Origin of the sequence: Roseovarius indicus (genome assembly GCF_008728195.1) — a bacterium.
GTDB classification, from domain to species: domain Bacteria; phylum Pseudomonadota; class Alphaproteobacteria; order Rhodobacterales; family Rhodobacteraceae; genus Roseovarius; species Roseovarius indicus.
Map to the genome: position 1 here is coordinate 2095789 of NZ_CP031598.1, position 17959 is coordinate 2113747.

Below are 17959 nucleotides of genomic sequence, written 5' to 3' on the forward strand. Positions count from 1 at the left end.
CTTTCCCGGTTGCATCGGCCGAAGAGCTTTGGCATACGAGGCTCCAGTCTCGTCATAAGGCGTCTGTTGCGATGCCGAGACGACCAGGCAGTGCCGCCTTAGCTCAGTAGGTTAGAGCGCTAGATTGTGGATCTAGAGGTCCCCCGTTCGAGCCGGGGAGGCGGTACCATCTTCCCCCCTTTCAAACCGATCGCATCATGCCGTGACGGCAGGGGCCACCCTGCTCATTCGACCTGCAGGGTCTGCCGCAACTCGCCGCTTTCGAGGTCGAAGATCAGGATCTGATCGTCGGAGGTGACCACCGCGTACCAGCCGGCGCCCCTGGTGAAGGCCGTGGGCGTGGTGCCGTCGGGCAGGGTGATGACATCGGGCAGGGTGGGGCCCATGGCATCTGAGAAGCGGATGACAAACAGCACGACGATGATTATGAACCCCAGAATCATGGTCGCGCTGAGCGTGGTGACCAGAATACGCAGGTATTTCACCGTTCCGGCATCGACCGGCTGTTCCTGGGAGTTCTCCGTCATGGGGTCGTCACCCTTGTCCTTTCGGATCGCGGCCGCGCCGCCGCCCCGCCTTGATAAGGCGCTTTCCCGCGATGTGCCAGAGGGGGCGGCGCTATCGCGGACGCGGCTGGCCCGGCTGGTGAGCGACGGGCAGGTCAGGGTGAACGGCGCGGTGGTGACCGATGGCAAGGCGCGGGTGACCGAGGGAGACCTTGTCGAGATCGAGGTGCCGGAGGCCGAGGAGGTGGAGACCGTCGCGCAGGATATCGCGCTCGACGTGGTCTTCGAGGATGACGACCTGATCGTGATCAACAAGCCCGCCGGGATGGTGGTGCACCCCGCGCCGGGCAGCCCCGCAGGCACGCTGGTCAACGCGCTGCTGCATCATTGCGGCGACACCCTGTCGGGCGTGGGGGGCGAGAAAAGGCCGGGGATCGTGCACCGGATCGACAAGGACACCTCCGGCCTGCTGGTGGCGGCGAAGTCGGACAGGGCGCATCACGGGCTGGCGAAACAGTTCGAGAAACACAGTGCGGAGCGGGTGTACCTGGCGCTGGCCTATGGGTGCCCCGATGCGTCGGACCCGCGTTTGCGGGGGACGAGAGGCGTGTCGTTCGAGCCGGGCAACGTGCTGAAGATCACCACGCAGCTGGCCCGGCACAAGACCGACCGGCAGAGACAGGCGGTGCTGTTCGATGGCGGGCGGCATGCTGTAACACGGGCGCGCGTGATCGAATGTTTCGGAAATCCGGGCGCCGTGAGCCTGCTGGAATGCCGGTTGGAGACGGGGCGGACGCACCAGATCAGGGTGCACCTGACGCATGCCGGGCATGGGCTGATCGGCGACCCGGTATACGGCGGGAAGCGAAAGCTGGCCGCCAATGCCTTGCCGGAAAAGGCTTTTTCGGCGTTGTACGGGTTCAAGAGGCAGGCGCTACATGCCGCTGTTCTGGGCTTCGAGCACCCGGTGTCGGGCGAAGTTCTGCGCTTCGAGGCGCCATTACCCGCCGACTTCGCCGAGGTGCTGGAACTGCTGCGCGAGTGAAATCGTTTGCACGGTTGCGTGAGGAGGGTGTCACACCTCTGGCCAAATCAGGCCAAGAGGTTCATCCTTTATTAAACTATTCGGTTCAGTCGGCTTGAAACGGCCCCTGCGTCACCCTAGATCGATGTTAAGCAACTAAACATTGGTTGACGGGTCAACTTGGAGGAAACGAGGCATTGAGCAACTACGCAAATCTTCCCGCACCATCCCCGGAAGGCGGCCTTAACCGCTATCTGCAGGAGATCCGCAAGTTTCCCCTGCTGGAACCGGAACAGGAATACATGCTGGCCAAGCGCTGGGTCGAGGGCCAGGACACCGAGGCCGCGCACCAGCTTGTCACCAGCCACCTGCGGCTGGCGGCCAAGATCGCCATGGGCTATCGCGGCTACGGCCTGCCGCAGGCCGAGGTGATTTCCGAGGCGAACGTGGGCCTGATGCAGGCCGTGAAACGGTTCGACCCCGAGAAAGGCTTCCGGCTTGCCACCTATGCGATGTGGTGGATCCGCGCCAGCATCCAGGAATACATCCTGCGCAGCTGGTCGATGGTGAAACTGGGCACCACCAGCGCGCAGAAGAAGCTGTTCTTCAACCTGCGCAAGGCCAAGTCGCGCATCGGCGCGCTGGAGGATGGCGACCTGCGCCCGGAGAACGTCAAGCAGATCGCGCATGATCTGGGCGTGACCGAGGACGAGGTGATCTCGATGAACCGGCGGATGTCGGGCAGCGACGCGTCGCTGAACGCCACGGTCGGTTCGGACGAAGACAGTTCGATGCAATGGCAGGACTGGCTTGAGGATGAGGATGCCGACCAGGCCGCCGATTACGAGAAGCAGGACGAGCTTTCCGCGCGGCGCGAATTGCTGGCCGAGGCGATGGATGTTCTGAACGAAAGGGAAAAGGATATCTTAACGCAGCGGCGTTTGAGCGATCAGGCGGTGACGCTGGAAGAGCTGAGCGGCCAGTATGACGTGAGCCGCGAGCGGATTCGGCAGATCGAGGTGCGCGCGTTCGAGAAACTGCAGAAGCGGATGCGCAGCCTGGCACAGGAAAAAGGCATGTTGCCGGCCGCCTGAGGTCTTGGAGCGAAATCAAAATCGAAGTAGCCTCCCCGCGTAGTCCGTGGGGAGGCTTTTCCATGTCCGGCGTTCCGAATTCTTTAATCGCCCGGTCGGTGGTGAGCGTGCTGCCCCGCAGGGTGGCGGTCTTCTGTCTTGCGGCGATGCTTGTCGCCTGTTCGCCGCGCCCGGCCGCGCAGTTCGCCCCGCCCGATCCGGCGGCGAGCGTCGAGCGGATCTACGTGGCGACGGAGCTCGACCTTGACGATCTTGGCCGGCAGTTCGGGCAGAAGCGGCCCTCGGGGCTGAAATTCCTGCATGTCGACGTGTCGATCCCGCCAACGCATACGCCGGGCAAGGTGGAATGGCCCGAGGGCCCGCCCGATGCCGCGACGGATTTCGTGATGACCGGCAGCCATGTCTATCGCGGATCGGGCGACATGCTGGGGGCGATGCGGCGGCGGTCGCCGGGCAACGAGACGCTGGTGTTCGTGCACGGGTACAACAACACGTTTTCCGACGCGGTCTATCGCTTCGCGCAGATGCGGGCCGATTTCGGCTCTGACGAGCCGGGGCTGGTGTATTCCTGGCCCTCGGCCGGTGACCCGCGGGGCTATGCCTATGACCGCGACAGCGTTCTTTATTCGCGGGACGATTTCAAACGGGTGCTGGACGCGCTGACGAAGACCGGCAATGACCGGGTGTTGCTGCTGGCCCATTCGATGGGGGCTCAGCTGGTCATGGAGACGCTGCGTCAGGCGGCGTTGAGCGGGGACAGGGCGCTTCTGAACCGGATCAACGGGGTCGTGCTGATGTCGCCGGATATCGACACGGATGTGTTCCGGGCGCAGGCGGCGGCGATCGGGGAGTTGCCGCAGCCCTTCCTGATTTTCGTATCGCAGCAGGATAGGGCGCTGTCGCTGGCGGGGCTTCTGACCGGGCGCAAGCCGCGGCTGGGCACGCTGAAGGACCCCACGCTGTTGCAGGGGATCGAGGGGGTGCGGGTGATCGATTTCACCGCGCTGGGGGATGGCGAGGGGCTGAACCACGCCACCGCCGTAACCTCGCCCGCCGCGATTTCGGTGCTGAAGGGGCTGATCGCCCAGGCGGCCAGCGGGGATGAGGCGTTCGACGATTACATGGTGCTCGACGCCGACCCGTGAGGCCGGGTCGTGACCCTGCGGAACTGCTTGTATTTTCCGGGCGTTCGCCCATCTTTGGCGGATCTCGGTCGAGGGGAGGGCGGCCCATGCATGCGATTGCGGATACCAAGAGCCTGGTTGCCGACGGGGTGATCGATGCGCGCCAGGCGCGCGAGATCGAGGTCAGGGCGCGGGAGACGATGGTTGCGCTGGCGATCAACGCGATCCTGTGTTTCGGCATCGTGGCGGCGACGGCGGGCTTGATCTTCTGGCTGGCCAATGCGGCCTCGGTGGCCGTGTTCGGGGGGCTGGCGCTGACTGGCGGGTTGCTGGTGCTGGCCCGGGGCGGCGAGATGTACCGGATGTTCGGCAATGCCGCCGCGCTGATCGGGGCGGGGATGCTGATCGGCGGGGCGGTGTTCGAACTGATCGACAAGTACGAGGCGAGCGCCGGCTGGGTGATGCTGTTTGCCGGGGTGATCGTGGCCGTGGCGGGGGCCGTCGCGCTGTGGCGCGGGGCGTGGACGACGCATTTCGTGACCGGGGCGATCTTCCTGATGGGGGTGGCGCTGCACCTGGGCGGCTGCGGGCTGGTGATGGTGCAGAACGAGGTGTCGGGGCTGCCGGTGGCGATGCTGTATCTTTATGCCAGCCTGTTGATTGCGGGCGCCGGGGTGCTGACGGATGTGCGGTTGGTGACGGCGCTGGCGATCGCGCCCTTTGCGCAGATGCTGGATACGGGCACGGCCTATTTCCATGCGGCTTACGTGTTTTATTCGCCGGAGCCGACGCTATCGATCCTGCAGATGGGGGTGATGGTGCTGCTGCTGATCTGGGCCAAGAATGTCTGGCCGGAGCGCTACGCGCGGCATGCGCGGGTGCTGTCGGTGCTGGGGTTCATCGTGGCGAGCCTGTGTGCGCTGGTTGGGTCGCTCTGGGGCGACGTGGTGGGCGAGACGATGTGGGGGCCGGGGCGGTTCAGCGACCCGGACCAGACATGGGAGGAGTACGAGGCGATCCGCGAGGCGTTTCGGGAGAGCACGCTGGTGATCTCGCACCACGTCTATTCAGTCGTCTGGGCGGTGGTGCTGGCGGGGGTGATCTATGTGGCGGCGATGCGGGCGAACCGGGGGATCTTCAACGCGGCGATGACCTTTGCGGGCATTCACGCCTATACGCAGCTGTTCGAGAGCTTCGGGGACGAGCCGCTGGCCTATGTCATCGGCGGGCTGGCGGCGATACCGCTGGCCTGGGGGATGTGGCGGCTGAACGGGTGGATCACGGCGCGGCAGGGGTAGGCGCTGAAATGAAACGGGCCGGAAAGCAGCAGCTTTCCGGCCCGTGATTTCTGGACTTTTCCGGTCAGTCCTCCATCGCTTCCAGCTCGTCGATGAAGCGGGAAATCATCGAAAGCCCCTTGTCCCAGAAGGCCGGGTCGGAGGCGTCGAGGCCGAAGGGGGCCAGAAGCTCTTTGTGGTGCTTGGAGCCGCCGGCGCGGAGCATGTCGAAATACTTGTCCTGGAAGCCCTCGGGGTTTTCCTCGTAGACGGCGTAGAGCGCGTTCACCAGACCGTCGCCGAAGGCGTAGGCGTAGACGTAGAAGGGCGAGTGGACGAAGTGGGGGATATAGGCCCAGAAGCTTTCGTAGCCGTCCATGAATTCGAAGGCCGGGCCGAGGCTTTCGCCTTGCACCGACATCCACAGCGCGCCGATATCCTCGGGCGTGAGCTCGCCTTCGCGGCGGGCGGCGTGGAGTTTGCATTCGAAGTCGTAGAAGGCGATCTGGCGGACGACCGTGTTGATCATGTCTTCGACCTTGCCGGCGAGCAGGACCTTGCGTTCCTGGTCGTCCTTGGCGGCGTCGAGCATCTTGCGGAAGGTCAGCATCTCGCCGAAGACACTGGCGGTTTCGGCCAGTGTCAGCGGGGTGGAGGACAGCAGTTCGCCCTGGTCGGCGGCAAGCACCTGGTGGACGCCGTGGCCGAGCTCATGCGCCAGGGTCATCACGTCGCGCGGCTTGCCCAGGTAGTTGAGCAGCACGTAGGGGTGGACGTCGGTCACCGTGGGGTGGGCAAAGGCGCCGGGGGCCTTGCCGGGCTTGACGCCCGCGTCGATCCAGCCCTTCTCGAAGAAGGGTTCGGCGATCTCGCCCATGCGGGGGTCGAAGGCGGAATAGGCGTCCATCACCATGCCGCGGGCGGTGGGCCAGTCGACGGTCTTCTTCTCCTCCATCGGAAGGGGCGCGTTGCGGTCCCAGACCTGCATGGTGTCGAGGCCGAGCCATTTGCGTTTCAGCTCGTAATAGCGGTGGCTGAGCTTGGGGTAGGCGGCGACGACGGCGTCGCGCAGGGCCTCGACCACTTCGGGCTCGACATGGTTGGCGAGGTGGCGGGAGGTCTGGGCCGTGGGCATCTGGCGCCAGCGGTCGATAACTTCCTTTTCCTTGGCGCAGGTGTTGTGGACCCGGGCGAAGGTGCGGATGTTCTCGCCGAAGACGCGGGCCAGTTCGCGGGCGGCGGCCTCGCGCTTGGCGCGGTCCTGTTCGGTGAGCAGGTTGAGCGTGCCTTCGATGCCGAGCTCTTCGCCGTCGACGGTGAAGGTGAGCCCGGCGATGGTTTCGTCGAAGAGCCGTTCCCACGCGTCGCCAACAACGCCGAGGTCGTGGAGGAATTTCTCGAGCTCGTCGGAGAGCTGGTAGGGCTTCATCGCGCGAATGCGGTCGAGCACGGGTTTGTAGCGGGCGAGGTCGTCGTTCCCGGCATACATGGCTGCCAGAGCATCGTCTTCCAAGCGGTTGAGTTCCAACGTGAAAAACACCAGCGGGGTGGTGTATGTCGTGATCTTCTCCTGGCAGTCGGAGAGGAACTTGGCGCGGCCCGGATCGGTGGTGATCTGGTGGTAGCGCAGGCCGGCGAAGGACATGATGCGGCCGGCGATGGCACTGATCTTCTCGTCGCGCTCGATGCATTCGAGGAGGCCCGCGGCGTCGAGCGAGGCGAGCTTGCCTTCGTAATCGGCGGCGAAGGCGGCGCATTCCTTTTCGAGCCATTCGAGGTCGCGCTGGAGCTCGGGGGCGTCTTCGGAGGCGTAGAGATCCGTCAGGTCCCATTCGGGGAGGTCGCCAAGGTTGTCGGAGCCGGAGGTGGCGTTGGCGTCGAAGGCGGGCCGGGGCAGATGGATCATGGAGTACTCCTGATGGGTTTGAGCCAGACATAAGGAAGGCGGGCGGCAGGCTCAAGCGGGGAGATTGGGGCGGGTTTCGCCTTATAAGGGCGAATCACGGTTAACGGCCTGAAATATCACGATTTCCGATGTCGGTATCGCGTCGGTATAACGTCGGTATTTTGTCGGTGTTCATGCCGGTGCCGGCGGCGGGCCGGGCGGGTTAACCGCCCGGGCGTTGCGCAACGGCGGGGCGGCGGTCAGAACCGCTGTTCCAGGGTGACGTGGAAGGCGGTGCCCTGTCGCGTTTCGGTGGCCGAGACGATCCAGGAGGTGCTGTCGCGCAGGATGAAATCGGCGGCCACGCCAAAGGCGTCGTCCTTGTCGTCGAGGCTGAGTTCGCTGAAGGCCAGCAGGTCGAGCCCCTGGAGCGGAGAATACGCGACATCGAGCGCCAGCGTATCGGGCCGGGCGTTGGCGCCGGGGTGGAGATAGGCGAGGCCCAGCCGCGTGCTGCCGAGATCGTAGGTGCCGCCGATCTTGGCGTTCACGCCGTCGGTGGTGACGATATCGGCCCAGACGCCTTCGACCGCGCCGGCGAGGGTGAAGTTTTCCCATTCCCGTTCGACGGCGAAGGCGACGGCGGTGAAGTCACCCTTGCTGGCGTGGTGGGCGGAGGCGACGAAGGTGGTCTGGCCCAGCGTGCCGGTATAGGAGGCGCCCCACGGCACGGCGCCGCGGCGGATGGGTTCGACGGTGGCAAGCGCCCGGGTGTATTCCACGCGGTCGGAGCCGACCCGGGGCGCGGTGTGGTCGAAGGTCGAGATCAGCACCGTGTCGTAGGCCGAGCGGGTGAAGCCCACGCGCCAGGTGTCGTTCCAGGTGAGGGCCGCGTAGGTTTCGTGCGGGCGGCCGGCCTTGCCGGCGAAGCCGTAGAAGCCCAGCTCGGCGCCAAGGGGGACGGTGCGGAAGAAGTCGAAGCCCATGATGAGGTCGGCCGCGCCGATGCCTTCGCCGCCATTCAGGCTGGTGGCGCCGACACGGAGTTCGCCGTCGAAATCGACCTGCTGGGCCGTGGCGGCGGAAACGGACAGGATGAGCGCCGACAGGGCGCTGGCTACTCGGAACATGGAACGGGCCTCGTTTTGTATTTTGGCGCAGAGGATGCACCAAGGCCGGGGAATAGGGAAGCGGGAACAGGAAAGCCGCGGGAAAAGGCCGGGGATGTGTTGCCGCGCTGGCCGTGGGAGCCCGTGCCGGGGAAGGCGGCCGCCCGGCTTACTGGAACCCGAGCGCCGAGAGGGCCGTGTCGTCGTAATGGGTGCCGGGATAGGTGCTCAGGATTTCGAGCTGGATCCATTTCTGGGCCGCCATGCCGGGCAGGTCGAAGCGCTGCCAGTCCATCGTGTCGCGCAGGTTGAGCATGGCCTGCGCGCCGGTCGAGCCGGTGACCCGCAGGCTGGCGACGCGGGCGTTGCGGGTGAAGACGCGCTCGGACTTGGCGTAGCCGTTGATCATGAAGAGCGTGCGGATGTCTTTCTCGGTGCCGAATTCCCAGGCCAGTGTCTGGCCTTCGCCGGTGCCCTTGACGCCTTCGACCCAGGCCGTGGCGGGGCTGTCGTCGATCAGGTTTTCGGGGCCATAGCTGTTCGCGCCCTGCGAGGCGAGCACGCTGGAGGCGCAGAAGCGGGCGGTGGTGCCGTCGATCTCGCCCGAGATGCAGGTTTCGCCCATGAGGGCGGGGCGCGGGTTGTGGGTGACGAGCGGCTTGGCGAGGGCGGTGTTGGCGCTGGTGGAATTGTCGGCAGTCCGGGGGAGGCCGGCGAGGTAGACCTCGTCGATGAGGGCCGAGTTTTCCCATGGGATCTGGCGGTTGCTGGAGGCTTCCATGACGTCGGCGCGGACGCGGCGCATGACGGCGTGGATGTTCTCGCCGGGCCGGTCGATGTGGCGGAGCAGCGCCTCGGTGAAGGGGCTGTTGCGGCCGGTGCCGTCGGCGGCGACGTTGCCGGGCTCTGTCGAGTAGGCGATGAAGGAGCCGACGCCGGCATCCATGCGGAAGAGCCCGCGGGTGGCGTCATCGGCGGAGCGGGAGCCGTCGGTGCGGGCGACGAACGGGTTGTTGCGGCACGCGTCGAGGATGACGAGCCGGGTATGGGCGCGGGATTCGAGCGTGGCGAGGATGGATTGCAGGCTTATCGAGCTTTTGACGAGGTCGTTCTCGCTTCCGGGCGAGGCGTCGACCGGCATGATGTAGTTCTGGCTGCCGAGCTGGGTGGCGTGGCCGGCGAAGTAGAAGAGCACGGTGTCGTCGTAGTGCAGGCGCTGGCCGACCTGCTGGACGAGGCGGAGAGCGTCGCGCTGGGGCAGGTCGATGCCTTCGTGGACGTCGAAGCCCATCTCGCGCAGGCGGGCGGCCACGTCGGTGGCGTCGTTGACGGCGTTTCTCAGGGGCTTGGCGTGGAGGTAATTGCCGTTGCCCATGACGAGGGCGACACGGTCGGCGAGGGCACCGGTGGCGGTGGCGAGAAGCAGGGTCAGGGCAATGAGCAGGCGCATGGAAAGGATCGCTATGTAAATCGAAAGCGATGTTAGCGCGGGATTCGACGCCGGGGAAGGTGGATTCAGCCGTATTGCGACAGGAGAGCGTGCAGGTCGTCGAGGCTGTTGGCCTCCTGCACGGGCTTGTCGTGGCGCCAGCGGGCCATGCGGGGGAAGCGGAGCGCGATGCCGGATTTGTGGCGGGGGCTCTCGAAGATGCCTTCGAAGGCGATCTCGAAGACATGCTCGGGGCGGACCTGCCGGACGGGGCCGAAGCGTTGCAGCGTGTTCTTGCGGACCCAGGCGGTGATCTTGCGGAATTCGCTGTCGGTGAGGCCGGAATAGGCCTTGGTGAAAGGCACGAGGTCGTTGCCGGACCAGACCGCGAAGGTGAAATCGGTGAAGAGGTTGGCGCGGCGGCCGTGGCCTTGCTGGGCGTAGATCATGACGGCGTCGACGGTGAGCGGGTCGAGCTTCCATTTCCACCAGTCGCCCTTCTTGCGGCCCACGTGATAGGGGCTGTCGGCGCGCTTGAGCATGACGCCCTCGGCGCGGTGGTCGCGGGCGGTGGCGCGGGTTTGGGCGAGGTCGTTCCATGATTTGAAGGGGATGAGGGGAGAGGGGCGCAGGGGGGCGTCTTGGGGCAGGTCTTGCAGGAGGGTGTCGAGTTTCGCGCGGCGGGTGGTGAAGGGGAGGTCGCGGAGGTCTTGGCCGTTTTCCTCGAGCAGGTCGTAGGCGAGGAGGATGACGGGGGCCTCCTTGAGCAGTTTCTTCGGCACGGTCTTGCGGCCGATGCGTTTCTGCAGGGCGTTGAAGGGGAGCGGGTGGGGGTCTTCCCACGCGACGATCTCGCCGTCGATCACGGTGCCGTCGGGGAGGAAATCGCGGGCGCGGGCGAGTTCGGGGAAGCGGTCGGTCATCAGTTCTTCGCCGCGGGACCAGACGAAGTGCTCGGCGCCGCGGAGGATGAGTTGGCCGCGGATGCCGTCCCACTTCCATTCCGCGTGCCAGTCGGTTGGATTGCCGAGAGAATCCGGGGTTTCCTCGTCGAGGCCGTAGGCGAGGCAGAAGGGGTAGGGGCGGGAAAGCTCGGCCGCCTTGTCTTCGGCCTCGATGAGGGAGTGGTAGGTGGTTTTCTCGGGCGTCCAGTCGCCCATGAGGCGGTGGGCGAGTTGGGCCTCGTCCTGACCGGTGGCCTGGGCCAGCGCGCGGGTCATCAGTTTGCGGGAGATGCCGACGCGGAAGCCGCCGGTGAGGAGCTTGTTGAAGACGAGGCGTTCGAGGGGCTCCATCCGGTTCCAGGCGTCGAGGATGGCGGCTTTGCGGTCGTCTTCCGAGGCGGCGTCGAGCGCGCGGAGGCGGGTGATCCAGGTGGTGAGGGTGTCGTCATGCGTCTCGGAGGGTTCGGGCAGGACGAGGGCGATGGTTTCGGCGAGGTCGCCGACGATGGGGTAGCTTTCCTCGAAGAGCCAGAGGGGGATGCCGGCGCGTTCGGCCGCCCATTCGCGCAGGCGGGTGGTGGTGATGGTGCGGCGGGGGCGGCGGCCGGAGAAAAGCGCGATTGTCCAGAGGCGGTCATCTTCCGGCGCCTCGGAGAGGTAGGTGGCCAGCGCCTCGACCTTTTTCGTGGTCTTGGTGGTCTGGTCGATGGTGGCGAAGAGGGTGGCGAAGCGTTTCATCCGGGCGCGTCCGCCTCGGTGCTGGCGTCGTCGTCGAGGGATTCGCCGGTGAACTCGGTCGGGACGACTTGGGCGTTGTAGCCCTGCTCGTTCAGCCATCGCGCGAAGATGTCGGTGTAACCATGCGTGGCGTATATGTTTTCGGCGCCGGTCGCCTTGATGGCGGCGTTGAGGCCATCCCAGTCGGCGTGGTCGGACATGACGAAGCCGCGGTCGAGGGCGCGGCGGCGGCGGACGCCGCGCAGGCGCATCCAGCCGGAGGCGAAGCCGGTGGAGGCGGGGCGGAAGCGGCGGGCCCATGGCGTGGAGAGCGCGCCGGGCGGGGCGAGGACGAGGGCGCCGGGGTGGTCGGCCGCTTTGGTGTCGGGGATGACGTGGATGGTGTCGGGGAGCGGCAGGCCTTGCCCGCGCAGGACGGCGTTGGTGTTCTCGACGGCGCCGTGGGTGAGGATGGGCGCAATGGAGGGGTCGAGCAGGGAGAGGACGCGCTGGGCCTTGCCGAGGGAATAGGCGCCGAGGAGGGAGAAGCGGCCATTGGCGGCGTTGTCGGCCCACCAGCGGTTGATCTGGTCCGAAACCTCGGCCTCGGGCGCCCAGGTGAAGACGGGAAGGCCGAAGGTGCATTCGGTGATGAAGCTGTGGCAGCGGACGGGGTCGAAAGGCTCGGAGAGGCGGTCGGGGTCGGTTTTGTAGTCGCCGGAGACGACCCAGACCTCGCCCTCCACTTCCACGCGGATCTGGGCGGAGCCGGGGACGTGGCCCGCCGGGTGGAAGGAGACGCTCGCCCCGCCGATCCGGCGGGTCTCGCCATAGTCGACGGTATCGAGGGTGATGTCGCCGAGGCGATGGTGCATGACGGGCGCGGCGGCGGCGGTGGCGAGGTAGCGGTTGTGCCCCGGCCGCGCGTGGTCGGCATGGCCATGGGTGATGAGCGCCCGGTCGACGGGGCGCCACGGGTCGATGAAGAAATCGCCCGCCGGGCAGTAGATGCCCTGTGGTTTGAATTCGAGAACCATGCCCGAAGGATAGCCCGGCTTGCGCCGGTGGCCAGAGGGATCAGGCCACGCCGGGGGCGCCGGTTGTCTTTCCGTCGGACTGGCTGTGCTGTTCGAAGAAGGAGCCCATCATGTCGAAGACCGCCGCGCGGGTTTCGGGGTCGTCCATCATCACCTCGTGGCGGCCGCCTTCGATCACCTCGAGCCGGCCGTTGGGCCAGGCGGCCATGCGCTGGCGGATGCGGGTGACGTCGACGATTTCCTCGTCGGAGCCCATGATGGTGAGGCAGGGCAGGTTTGGCGAGGGTTTGCGGGCGAGCGCGCGGGTTTCCATCAGCGCCTCGTGCAGCCAATGGAGGCTGGGGCCGCCGAGGCCGAGCTCGGGCTGGGCGTTGAGGTGGTCGATCATGTAATCGTACATCGCCCGGTCGCGGGTGAGCTTGTTGGTCTCGAACGGCTCGGAGAGCACGTAGCTGCCGCCCGCCGTGCCGGGGGCGTAGCGGTGGCCGATGCCGAGGCGCTTGGAACTCCACGAGAGGGACCATGCGACGGGGCGCAGGGCGTCGGACATCTGGATGCCCCACATCGGCCCCGAGAAGACGCAGGAGGCGACGGACAGGCCTTCCATGGCCGCGCGCAGGCCGATGCAGCCGCCCATGGAATGGGCGAGCAGGTGCCAGGGCTTGGGGAGGTCGAGCTCTTCGGCCGCGGCGACCATGGCGCGGACGTCATGCTGGTAATCGGTGAAATGCATGACGTGGCCGGCCATCTCGTCATCGACGAGCCGGTCGGCGAGGCCCTGGCCGCGCCAGTCGATGGCGAAGGTGGCGAGGCCGCGGCTTGCCAGATCGCGGGCGGCGCGGCCGTATTTCTCGATATACTCGGTGCGCCCCGGGAAGAGGAACACCGTGCCGTTTGCCCCCTCGGGCCGCCACAGGCCGAGCCTGATCCGGGTGCCGTCGGCCGTGTCGGCCCACCACGCCCGGCCGTCGCCCGGCCCGTCGGACAGTTCGGCGAAGAAGGGGGCGGCTTCGGTCACGCCAGGACGGAGCCCAGTTTCATGGCGAGGCCCATGTCGCCGTCGACGCTGAGCTTGCCGGACATGAAGGCGGATGTGGGGTCGAGATCGCCCTCGAGGATGGCCTCGAAGGTCTCGGCATCGGCGGTCAGGGTCACGTCGGCCTCGTCGTCGCCTTCGCGCACGCCGTTCTCGTCGATGATGATGGCGCCTTCGCCCTCGATCACGAACTTGGCGGTGCCGTCGTCGAATCCGTCGCCGACCTTGGGTTTCAGGGCCTCGACGGCGCTCTTGGTGACATCACTCATGTTCAATTTCCTCCGGTCTGGCCATCGGGGGGCTATGATTCCCCGAAATGGGCGCTAAATTCAGTGGTGTTATGGGCATGTCATTCCAATTTCTCAATCGTACCGTTGCGTCGGTTCTGGCGATAGTCCTGTTATCAACCGTTTGCTGGGCGGCGGACCAGGACAAGCTCGACCGGCTGTACGGCCAGTTGCAGGACGCCGAGCCGGCGGAGGCGCGGCGGGTGGCCAAGGAAATAGAGCTGGAATGGTCGAAATCCGGCTCTCCGGCGATGGACCTGTTGTTGAAAAGGGGCACGGACGCGATGGAGGCGGGAGATTTCGCGTCTGCGATCGGGCATTTCACCGCGCTGACCGACCATGCGCCGGATTTCGCCGAGGGCTGGCACCGGCGGGCCGTGGCCTTTGCCGCATCCGAGATGTACGGCCCGGCGGTGGACGATTTACGGCACGCGCTGGAGCTCAACCCGCGGCACTACGACGCGATTGCCGCGCTGGGTGGCATCCTCGTGAAGATCGAGAAGCCCGAAGTGGCCGCGCAGGCCTTTCAGCAGGTTTTGGCTATACATCCCCATTACAGGGAAGTAACCGAGGCCCTGGAACATCTGGACAGCCAGACGGGCGGCGCAGATCTCTGAATTGTAACGGAGCGGTCGCATGGCCGAGCAGTCAAGAACCCTTGCGGTTCTGGGGCCAACCAACACGGGCAAGACGCATTTCGCCATCGAGCGCATGCTGGGGTACCGGACCGGGGTGATCGGTCTGCCGCTGCGCCTGTTGGCGCGGGAGGTCTATGACAAGATCGTCAAGGTGCGCGGCCCGTCGGTGGTGGCGTTGGTCACCGGCGAAGAGCGGATCGTTCCGGAGCGGACGCAGTACTGGGTGTGTACCGTCGAGGCGATGCCGGAGGGGATGGGCGCGGATTTCGTGGCCGTCGACGAGATCCAGCTTTGTGCCGACCCGGAGCGGGGGCACGTGTTCACCGACCGGCTGCTGAGGATGCGGGGGCTGCACGAGACGCAGTTCCTGGGCTCGCATTCGATGCGGGGGGCGATTGCTCAGCTGGTGCCGGGGGTGGAGTTCGTGGGGCGCGAGCGGATGTCGCAGCTCATGTACACGGGCTCGAAGAAGATCCCGAAGATGCCGCCGCGGAGCGCGATCGTGGGGTTCTCGGTTGAAAACGTGTATGCCATTGCCGAGCTGCTGCGCCGTCAGAAGGGCGGGGCGGCCGTGGTGATGGGGGCGCTTTCCCCCAGGACGCGGAATGCGCAGGTGGAGCTTTATCAGAACGGGGATGTCGACTACCTCGTGGCGACGGATGCGATCGGGATGGGGCTGAACCTCGATATCGATCACGTGGCGTTTTCCTCGCTTTCCAAGTTCGACGGGCGGCGGATGCGGGCGTTGCAGCCCAACGAGCTGGCGCAGATCGCGGGCCGTGCGGGCCGCGGGATGAGCAACGGCACCTTCGGGGTGACGGGCGAGGCGCCCGATCTCGACCCGGACGTGGCGCAGGCGATCATGGATCACCGGTTCGCGCCCATCCGCAAGCTGGAGTGGCGAAACCCCGCGCTGAGCTTCGGGCATCTCGATGCGCTGATCGCCTCGCTGGAGGTGCGGCCCGAGAACGAGCGGCTGACCAAGGCGCGGGAGGCCGATGACCTTGGTGCGCTGAAAACATTGGCCGAGGTGGCGGAGGTTCGCGCACGGGCCAGCGACGGCCCGTCGGTGCGCCTGTTATGGGATGTGTGCCGGGTTCCCGATTTCCGGGGCATCAGCCATGCCGAGCATGCGAGCCTTCTGGAGCGGATTTACTGCGACCTTCACGAGCGCGGAAAGGTATCGGAAGACTGGTTTTCTCGACAAGTTCGTCGTATCGACCGAACCGAAGGCGACATTGATACGTTAAGCAAACGTCTGGCCTATATCAGGACGTGGACATATGTAGCCCAGCGGAACGGCTGGATTGAGAACGAAACCCATTGGCGCGACGCAACGCGCGCGGTAGAAGACCGCCTGTCAGATGCGCTTCATGGCGCTTTGACACAGAGATTTGTAGACAGGCGCACCTCGGTGCTGCTCAGGCGGCTAAAGCAGAAGGAGGCCATCGTGGCCGAAGTGAACGATACCGGTGAAGTGACTGTCGAAGGCGAATTCGTCGGCCGGCTGGAAGGATTCCGTTTCATCCAGGACAAGGCGGCAGCCGGGCAGGAAGCCAAGACGCTGCAACAGGCGAGCCTTCAGGCGCTGGCGCCGCATTTCCATTTGCGGGCGGACCGGTTCTATAACGCGCCCGATACCGAGATCGATTTCACCGAGCAGGGCGGCCTGATGTGGGGCGACCAGGCGGTGGGCAAGCTGGTGGCCGGCAGCGATCCGCTCAAGCCGGGTGTGTCGGCTTACGTGGACGACACGGCCGGGCCGGAGGTGATGCAGAAGGTGCAGCGCCGGTTGCAGCATTTCATCGACCGCAAGATCGCGACGCTGTTCGAGCCGCTGCTGAACATCCAGCGCGACGAGGAGATGACCGGGCTGGCCCGCGGCTTCGGCTTCCGCATGGTCGAGAATTTCGGCGTGATCCCGCGCGGCCAGGTGGCCGACGAGGTGAAGGCGCTGGATCAGGAGTCGCGCGGCGCGCTGCGCAAGCACGGCGTGCGGTTCGGGCAGTTCACGATTTTCATGCCGCTGCTGCTTAAGCCGGCGCCGACGCGCCTGCGGCTGGTGCTGTGGTCGCTGACCAAGGGGCTGGACGAGTTCCCCGAGTCGCCGCCGCCGGGCTTGGTGACGGTGCCCGCGACCGAGACGACGGAAGGTTATTACGCCATGGCCGGCTATCGCGCGGCGGGCGAGCGGGCGATCCGGATCGACATGCTGGAGCGCCTGGCCGACATGCTGCGGGCCGAGGACAGCCGGGCCGGGTTCGAGGCCAAGGCCGACATGCTGTCGATCACCGGCATGACGCTGGAGCAGTTCGCCGACCTGATGCAGGGCCTGGGCTACAAGGCCGAGCGGGCTGAGCGCGAGAAGGTGAAGCCGGTTGACCAGGCCGTGGCCGATGCGTCTTCGGACGAGGCGACGGCGGCCGAGGCCGGCGACGCCCCGGTGATGGATGCGGCGGACGCCGGCGGAACGGCGGAGCCCGAGGCCGGACCGGTGATGGAGAATGCGGAGGCCGCGGCGGGCCATGTGCCGGACGCTGCGGATGCGCCGGCGGAGACGGCCGAGGACAAGGCCGAAGAGATTGCCGACGCCGGCGAGGCGCCGATCGCGGCGGAACCTGCCGAGGCGCCGGAGGACGAGGCCGAGATCCCCGAGACGCCGGAAGAGGAGATCCTGCCCGGCGAAAGCCCGGCCGACGTGGCCCAGCCCGAGGTCGAGGTGTTCTATACCTTCACCTGGGCCGGCCGCCCCAAGGGCAACCGCCAGAACCAGCAGCGCCGGCAGGGCAAGCCGCAGGGCCAGGAAAAGGGGCAGGGCCGCAAGCCCAAGGGCAAGCCGCGGGGCGGAAAGCCCGAGCAGAAGGGTGCGCGCAACTATTCCTCGAAGCCCGAGAAGAAAGACAAGATCGACCCCGACAACCCCTTCGCCGCGGCGCTCATGGGGTTGAAGGACAAGAGCTGATGCTCGTGTGACCGGGCCCGCGCCGAAGATCCGCCTCGACAAGTGGCTGTGGCACGCGCGTTTCTTCAAGACGCGCGGGCTTTCGGCGAAGCTTGTCTCGGGCGGGCATGTGCGGGTTAACAGCCAGAAGGTGGGCAAGCCCGCCCATGCGGTGGGGCCGGGCGATGTGCTGACCTTTCCGCAGGCGCGGCGGGTCAGGGTGATCAGGATCGTCGCGGTGGGCGAGCGGCGCGGGCCGGCGCCCGAGGCGCAGGGGCTCTACGAGGATCTTGATCCACCGAAGGCCGTTGACCCGAACACCGTTCCACAACCGCCCAAATTTGAGGGAAAAGGACGCCCCACGAAACGCGATCGCCGCAAACTCGACCTCAATCGTTCCGATACGCTTGAATGATCTTCGGCACTGGATTAGTTCAGGCCGGAGATATCAAGGATGAGCCCGCCAGATGACTTATGTGGTGATCGACAACTGCATCGAATGCAAATACACCGACTGCGTCGAGGTCTGCCCCGTGGATTGTTTCTACGAGGGCGAGAACATGCTGGTGATTCACCCCGACGAATGCATCGACTGCGGTGTCTGTGAGCCGGAGTGCCCCGCCGACGCGATCCGGCCCGACACCGAGCCGGACATGGAGAAATGGGTTGAGTTCAACCGGAAGTATTCCGAGATGTGGCCGGTGATCATCACCAAGAAAGACCAGCTTCCCCAGGCAGACGACCGCGACGGGGAAGAGGGCAAGCTGGACAAGTATTTCTCGGAGAAGCCGGGCGAGGGGGGCTGAACCGGGCGGTTCAGCCGATTCGATATCGGACGGCCTGTCAGTGGCCGTACAAAGACGCAGGAGTGCCGTGTAACGCCTTTGATTCAAAGGCGAAATACGGCCGTT

16 protein-coding genes and 1 tRNA gene are annotated in these 17959 nt (G+C 66.0%); 9 read left to right on the forward strand and 8 right to left on the reverse strand.

Features of this window, described 5'->3' with window-relative positions; all coding sequences use genetic code 11:
• Positions 1-92: 92 nt before the first annotated feature.
• A tRNA-His gene (locus tag RIdsm_RS09610) sits at positions 93-169 on the forward strand.
• Between the two features lie 55 nt (positions 170-224).
• On the opposite strand, the gene RIdsm_RS09615 is transcribed toward RIdsm_RS09610, so the two are convergent.
• Complete coding sequence (locus tag RIdsm_RS09615) at positions 225-527, reverse strand: DUF6476 family protein (RefSeq protein WP_057813694.1); 303 nt, start codon at positions 525-527, stop codon at positions 225-227.
• Here RIdsm_RS09615 and RIdsm_RS09620 point away from each other — a divergent pair.
• The 4 genes from RIdsm_RS09620 to RIdsm_RS09635 all read left to right on the forward strand — a co-directional run bounded on the left by RIdsm_RS09620 (position 526) and on the right by RIdsm_RS09635 (position 5046).
• On the forward strand, positions 526-1551 hold the full coding sequence (locus tag RIdsm_RS09620) for an RluA family pseudouridine synthase (RefSeq protein ID WP_057813693.1): 1026 nt from the start codon (positions 526-528) through the stop codon (positions 1549-1551). The two genes, RIdsm_RS09615 and RIdsm_RS09620, sit on opposite strands and share 2 nt — an antisense overlap.
• 176 nt (positions 1552-1727) lie before the next feature.
• On the forward strand, positions 1728-2624 hold the full coding sequence (rpoH, locus tag RIdsm_RS09625) for an RNA polymerase sigma factor RpoH (RefSeq protein WP_057813691.1): 897 nt from the start codon (positions 1728-1730) through the stop codon (positions 2622-2624).
• A 62-nt stretch (positions 2625-2686) separates the two neighbouring features.
• Positions 2687-3769, forward strand: a complete 1083-nt coding sequence (locus RIdsm_RS09630; RefSeq protein WP_236553185.1) for an alpha/beta hydrolase — start codon at positions 2687-2689, stop codon at positions 3767-3769.
• Positions 3770-3855: 86 nt separating this feature from the next.
• Positions 3856-5046, forward strand: coding sequence for a hypothetical protein (locus RIdsm_RS09635; protein ID WP_057813689.1), 1191 nt, complete (start codon positions 3856-3858; stop codon positions 5044-5046).
• A 64-nt stretch (positions 5047-5110) separates the two neighbouring features.
• On the opposite strand, the gene RIdsm_RS09640 is transcribed toward RIdsm_RS09635, so the two are convergent.
• From RIdsm_RS09640 to RIdsm_RS09670, 7 genes are all read right to left on the reverse strand, one after another.
• Entirely contained in the window at positions 5111-6931 is a 1821-nt protein-coding gene (locus RIdsm_RS09640) for a M3 family oligoendopeptidase (protein ID WP_057813687.1), read from the reverse strand.
• A gap of 239 nt (positions 6932-7170) precedes the next feature.
• A complete protein-coding gene (locus RIdsm_RS09645; RefSeq protein WP_057813685.1) occupies positions 7171-8040 on the reverse strand; it encodes a hypothetical protein in 870 nt (289 codons plus the stop codon).
• 148 nt (positions 8041-8188) lie between these two features.
• Entirely contained in the window at positions 8189-9469 is a 1281-nt protein-coding gene (locus tag RIdsm_RS09650; protein ID WP_057813683.1) for a caspase family protein, read from the reverse strand.
• Between the two features lie 65 nt (positions 9470-9534).
• Positions 9535-11130, reverse strand: a complete 1596-nt coding sequence (locus tag RIdsm_RS09655) for an ATP-dependent DNA ligase (RefSeq protein ID WP_057813681.1) — start codon at positions 11128-11130, stop codon at positions 9535-9537.
• Positions 11127-12146 carry a ligase-associated DNA damage response exonuclease gene (locus tag RIdsm_RS09660; RefSeq protein WP_057813679.1) on the reverse strand — a complete coding sequence of 340 codons (1020 nt, stop codon included), beginning with the start codon at positions 12144-12146 and terminating at the stop codon, positions 11127-11129. Before RIdsm_RS09660 ends, RIdsm_RS09655 begins: the two co-directional genes overlap by 4 nt.
• A 40-nt stretch (positions 12147-12186) precedes the next feature.
• A complete protein-coding gene (locus tag RIdsm_RS09665; protein WP_057813677.1) occupies positions 12187-13164 on the reverse strand; it encodes an alpha/beta fold hydrolase in 978 nt (325 codons plus the stop codon).
• Positions 13161-13451, reverse strand: a complete 291-nt coding sequence (locus RIdsm_RS09670; RefSeq protein ID WP_057813675.1) for an SCP2 sterol-binding domain-containing protein — start codon at positions 13449-13451, stop codon at positions 13161-13163. Before RIdsm_RS09670 ends, RIdsm_RS09665 begins: the two co-directional genes overlap by 4 nt.
• Positions 13452-13528: 77 nt before the next feature.
• Here RIdsm_RS09670 and RIdsm_RS09675 point away from each other — a divergent pair, with 77 nt between their 5' ends.
• From RIdsm_RS09675 to fdxA, 4 genes are read left to right on the forward strand one after another with little or no spacing between them, the layout of a single operon-like run.
• Positions 13529-14086, forward strand: a complete 558-nt coding sequence (locus tag RIdsm_RS09675; RefSeq protein ID WP_236553184.1) for a tetratricopeptide repeat protein — start codon at positions 13529-13531, stop codon at positions 14084-14086.
• 19 nt (positions 14087-14105) lie between these two features.
• Positions 14106-17069, forward strand: a complete 2964-nt coding sequence (locus RIdsm_RS09680) for a helicase-related protein (RefSeq protein WP_057813671.1) — start codon at positions 14106-14108, stop codon at positions 17067-17069.
• A 7-nt stretch (positions 17070-17076) separates the two neighbouring features.
• Positions 17077-17463, forward strand: coding sequence for an RNA-binding S4 domain-containing protein (locus RIdsm_RS09685; RefSeq protein WP_057813669.1), 387 nt, complete (start codon positions 17077-17079; stop codon positions 17461-17463).
• Between the two features lie 52 nt (positions 17464-17515).
• Complete coding sequence (fdxA, locus tag RIdsm_RS09690) at positions 17516-17854, forward strand: ferredoxin FdxA (protein ID WP_057813667.1); 339 nt, start codon at positions 17516-17518, stop codon at positions 17852-17854.
• Positions 17855-17959 lie beyond the last annotated feature (105 nt).

Excerpts from the sequence above, each read along its gene's own strand:
- RIdsm_RS09620 (WP_057813693.1), top strand. The coding sequence starts at position 526 with ATGGGGTCGTCACCCTTGTCCTTTCGGATCGCGGCCGCGCCGCCGCCC.
- RIdsm_RS09615 (WP_057813694.1), bottom strand. The coding sequence starts at position 527 with ATGACGGAGAACTCCCAGGAACAGCCGGTCGATGCCGGAACGGTGAAA.
- RIdsm_RS09630 (WP_236553185.1), top strand. The coding sequence starts at position 2,687 with ATGTCCGGCGTTCCGAATTCTTTAATCGCCCGGTCGGTGGTGAGCGTG.
- RIdsm_RS09635 (WP_057813689.1), top strand. The coding sequence starts at position 3,856 with ATGCATGCGATTGCGGATACCAAGAGCCTGGTTGCCGACGGGGTGATC.
- RIdsm_RS09640 (WP_057813687.1), bottom strand. The coding sequence starts at position 6,931 with ATGATCCATCTGCCCCGGCCCGCCTTCGACGCCAACGCCACCTCCGGC.
- RIdsm_RS09645 (WP_057813685.1), bottom strand. The coding sequence starts at position 8,040 with ATGTTCCGAGTAGCCAGCGCCCTGTCGGCGCTCATCCTGTCCGTTTCC.
- RIdsm_RS09650 (WP_057813683.1), bottom strand. The coding sequence starts at position 9,469 with ATGCGCCTGCTCATTGCCCTGACCCTGCTTCTCGCCACCGCCACCGGT.
- RIdsm_RS09655 (WP_057813681.1), bottom strand. The coding sequence starts at position 11,130 with ATGAAACGCTTCGCCACCCTCTTCGCCACCATCGACCAGACCACCAAG.
- RIdsm_RS09660 (WP_057813679.1), bottom strand. The coding sequence starts at position 12,146 with ATGGTTCTCGAATTCAAACCACAGGGCATCTACTGCCCGGCGGGCGAT.
- RIdsm_RS09670 (WP_057813675.1), bottom strand. The coding sequence starts at position 13,451 with ATGAGTGATGTCACCAAGAGCGCCGTCGAGGCCCTGAAACCCAAGGTC.
- RIdsm_RS09675 (WP_236553184.1), top strand. The coding sequence starts at position 13,529 with ATGTCATTCCAATTTCTCAATCGTACCGTTGCGTCGGTTCTGGCGATA.
- RIdsm_RS09680 (WP_057813671.1), top strand. The coding sequence starts at position 14,106 with ATGGCCGAGCAGTCAAGAACCCTTGCGGTTCTGGGGCCAACCAACACG.
- fdxA (WP_057813667.1), top strand. The coding sequence starts at position 17,516 with ATGACTTATGTGGTGATCGACAACTGCATCGAATGCAAATACACCGAC.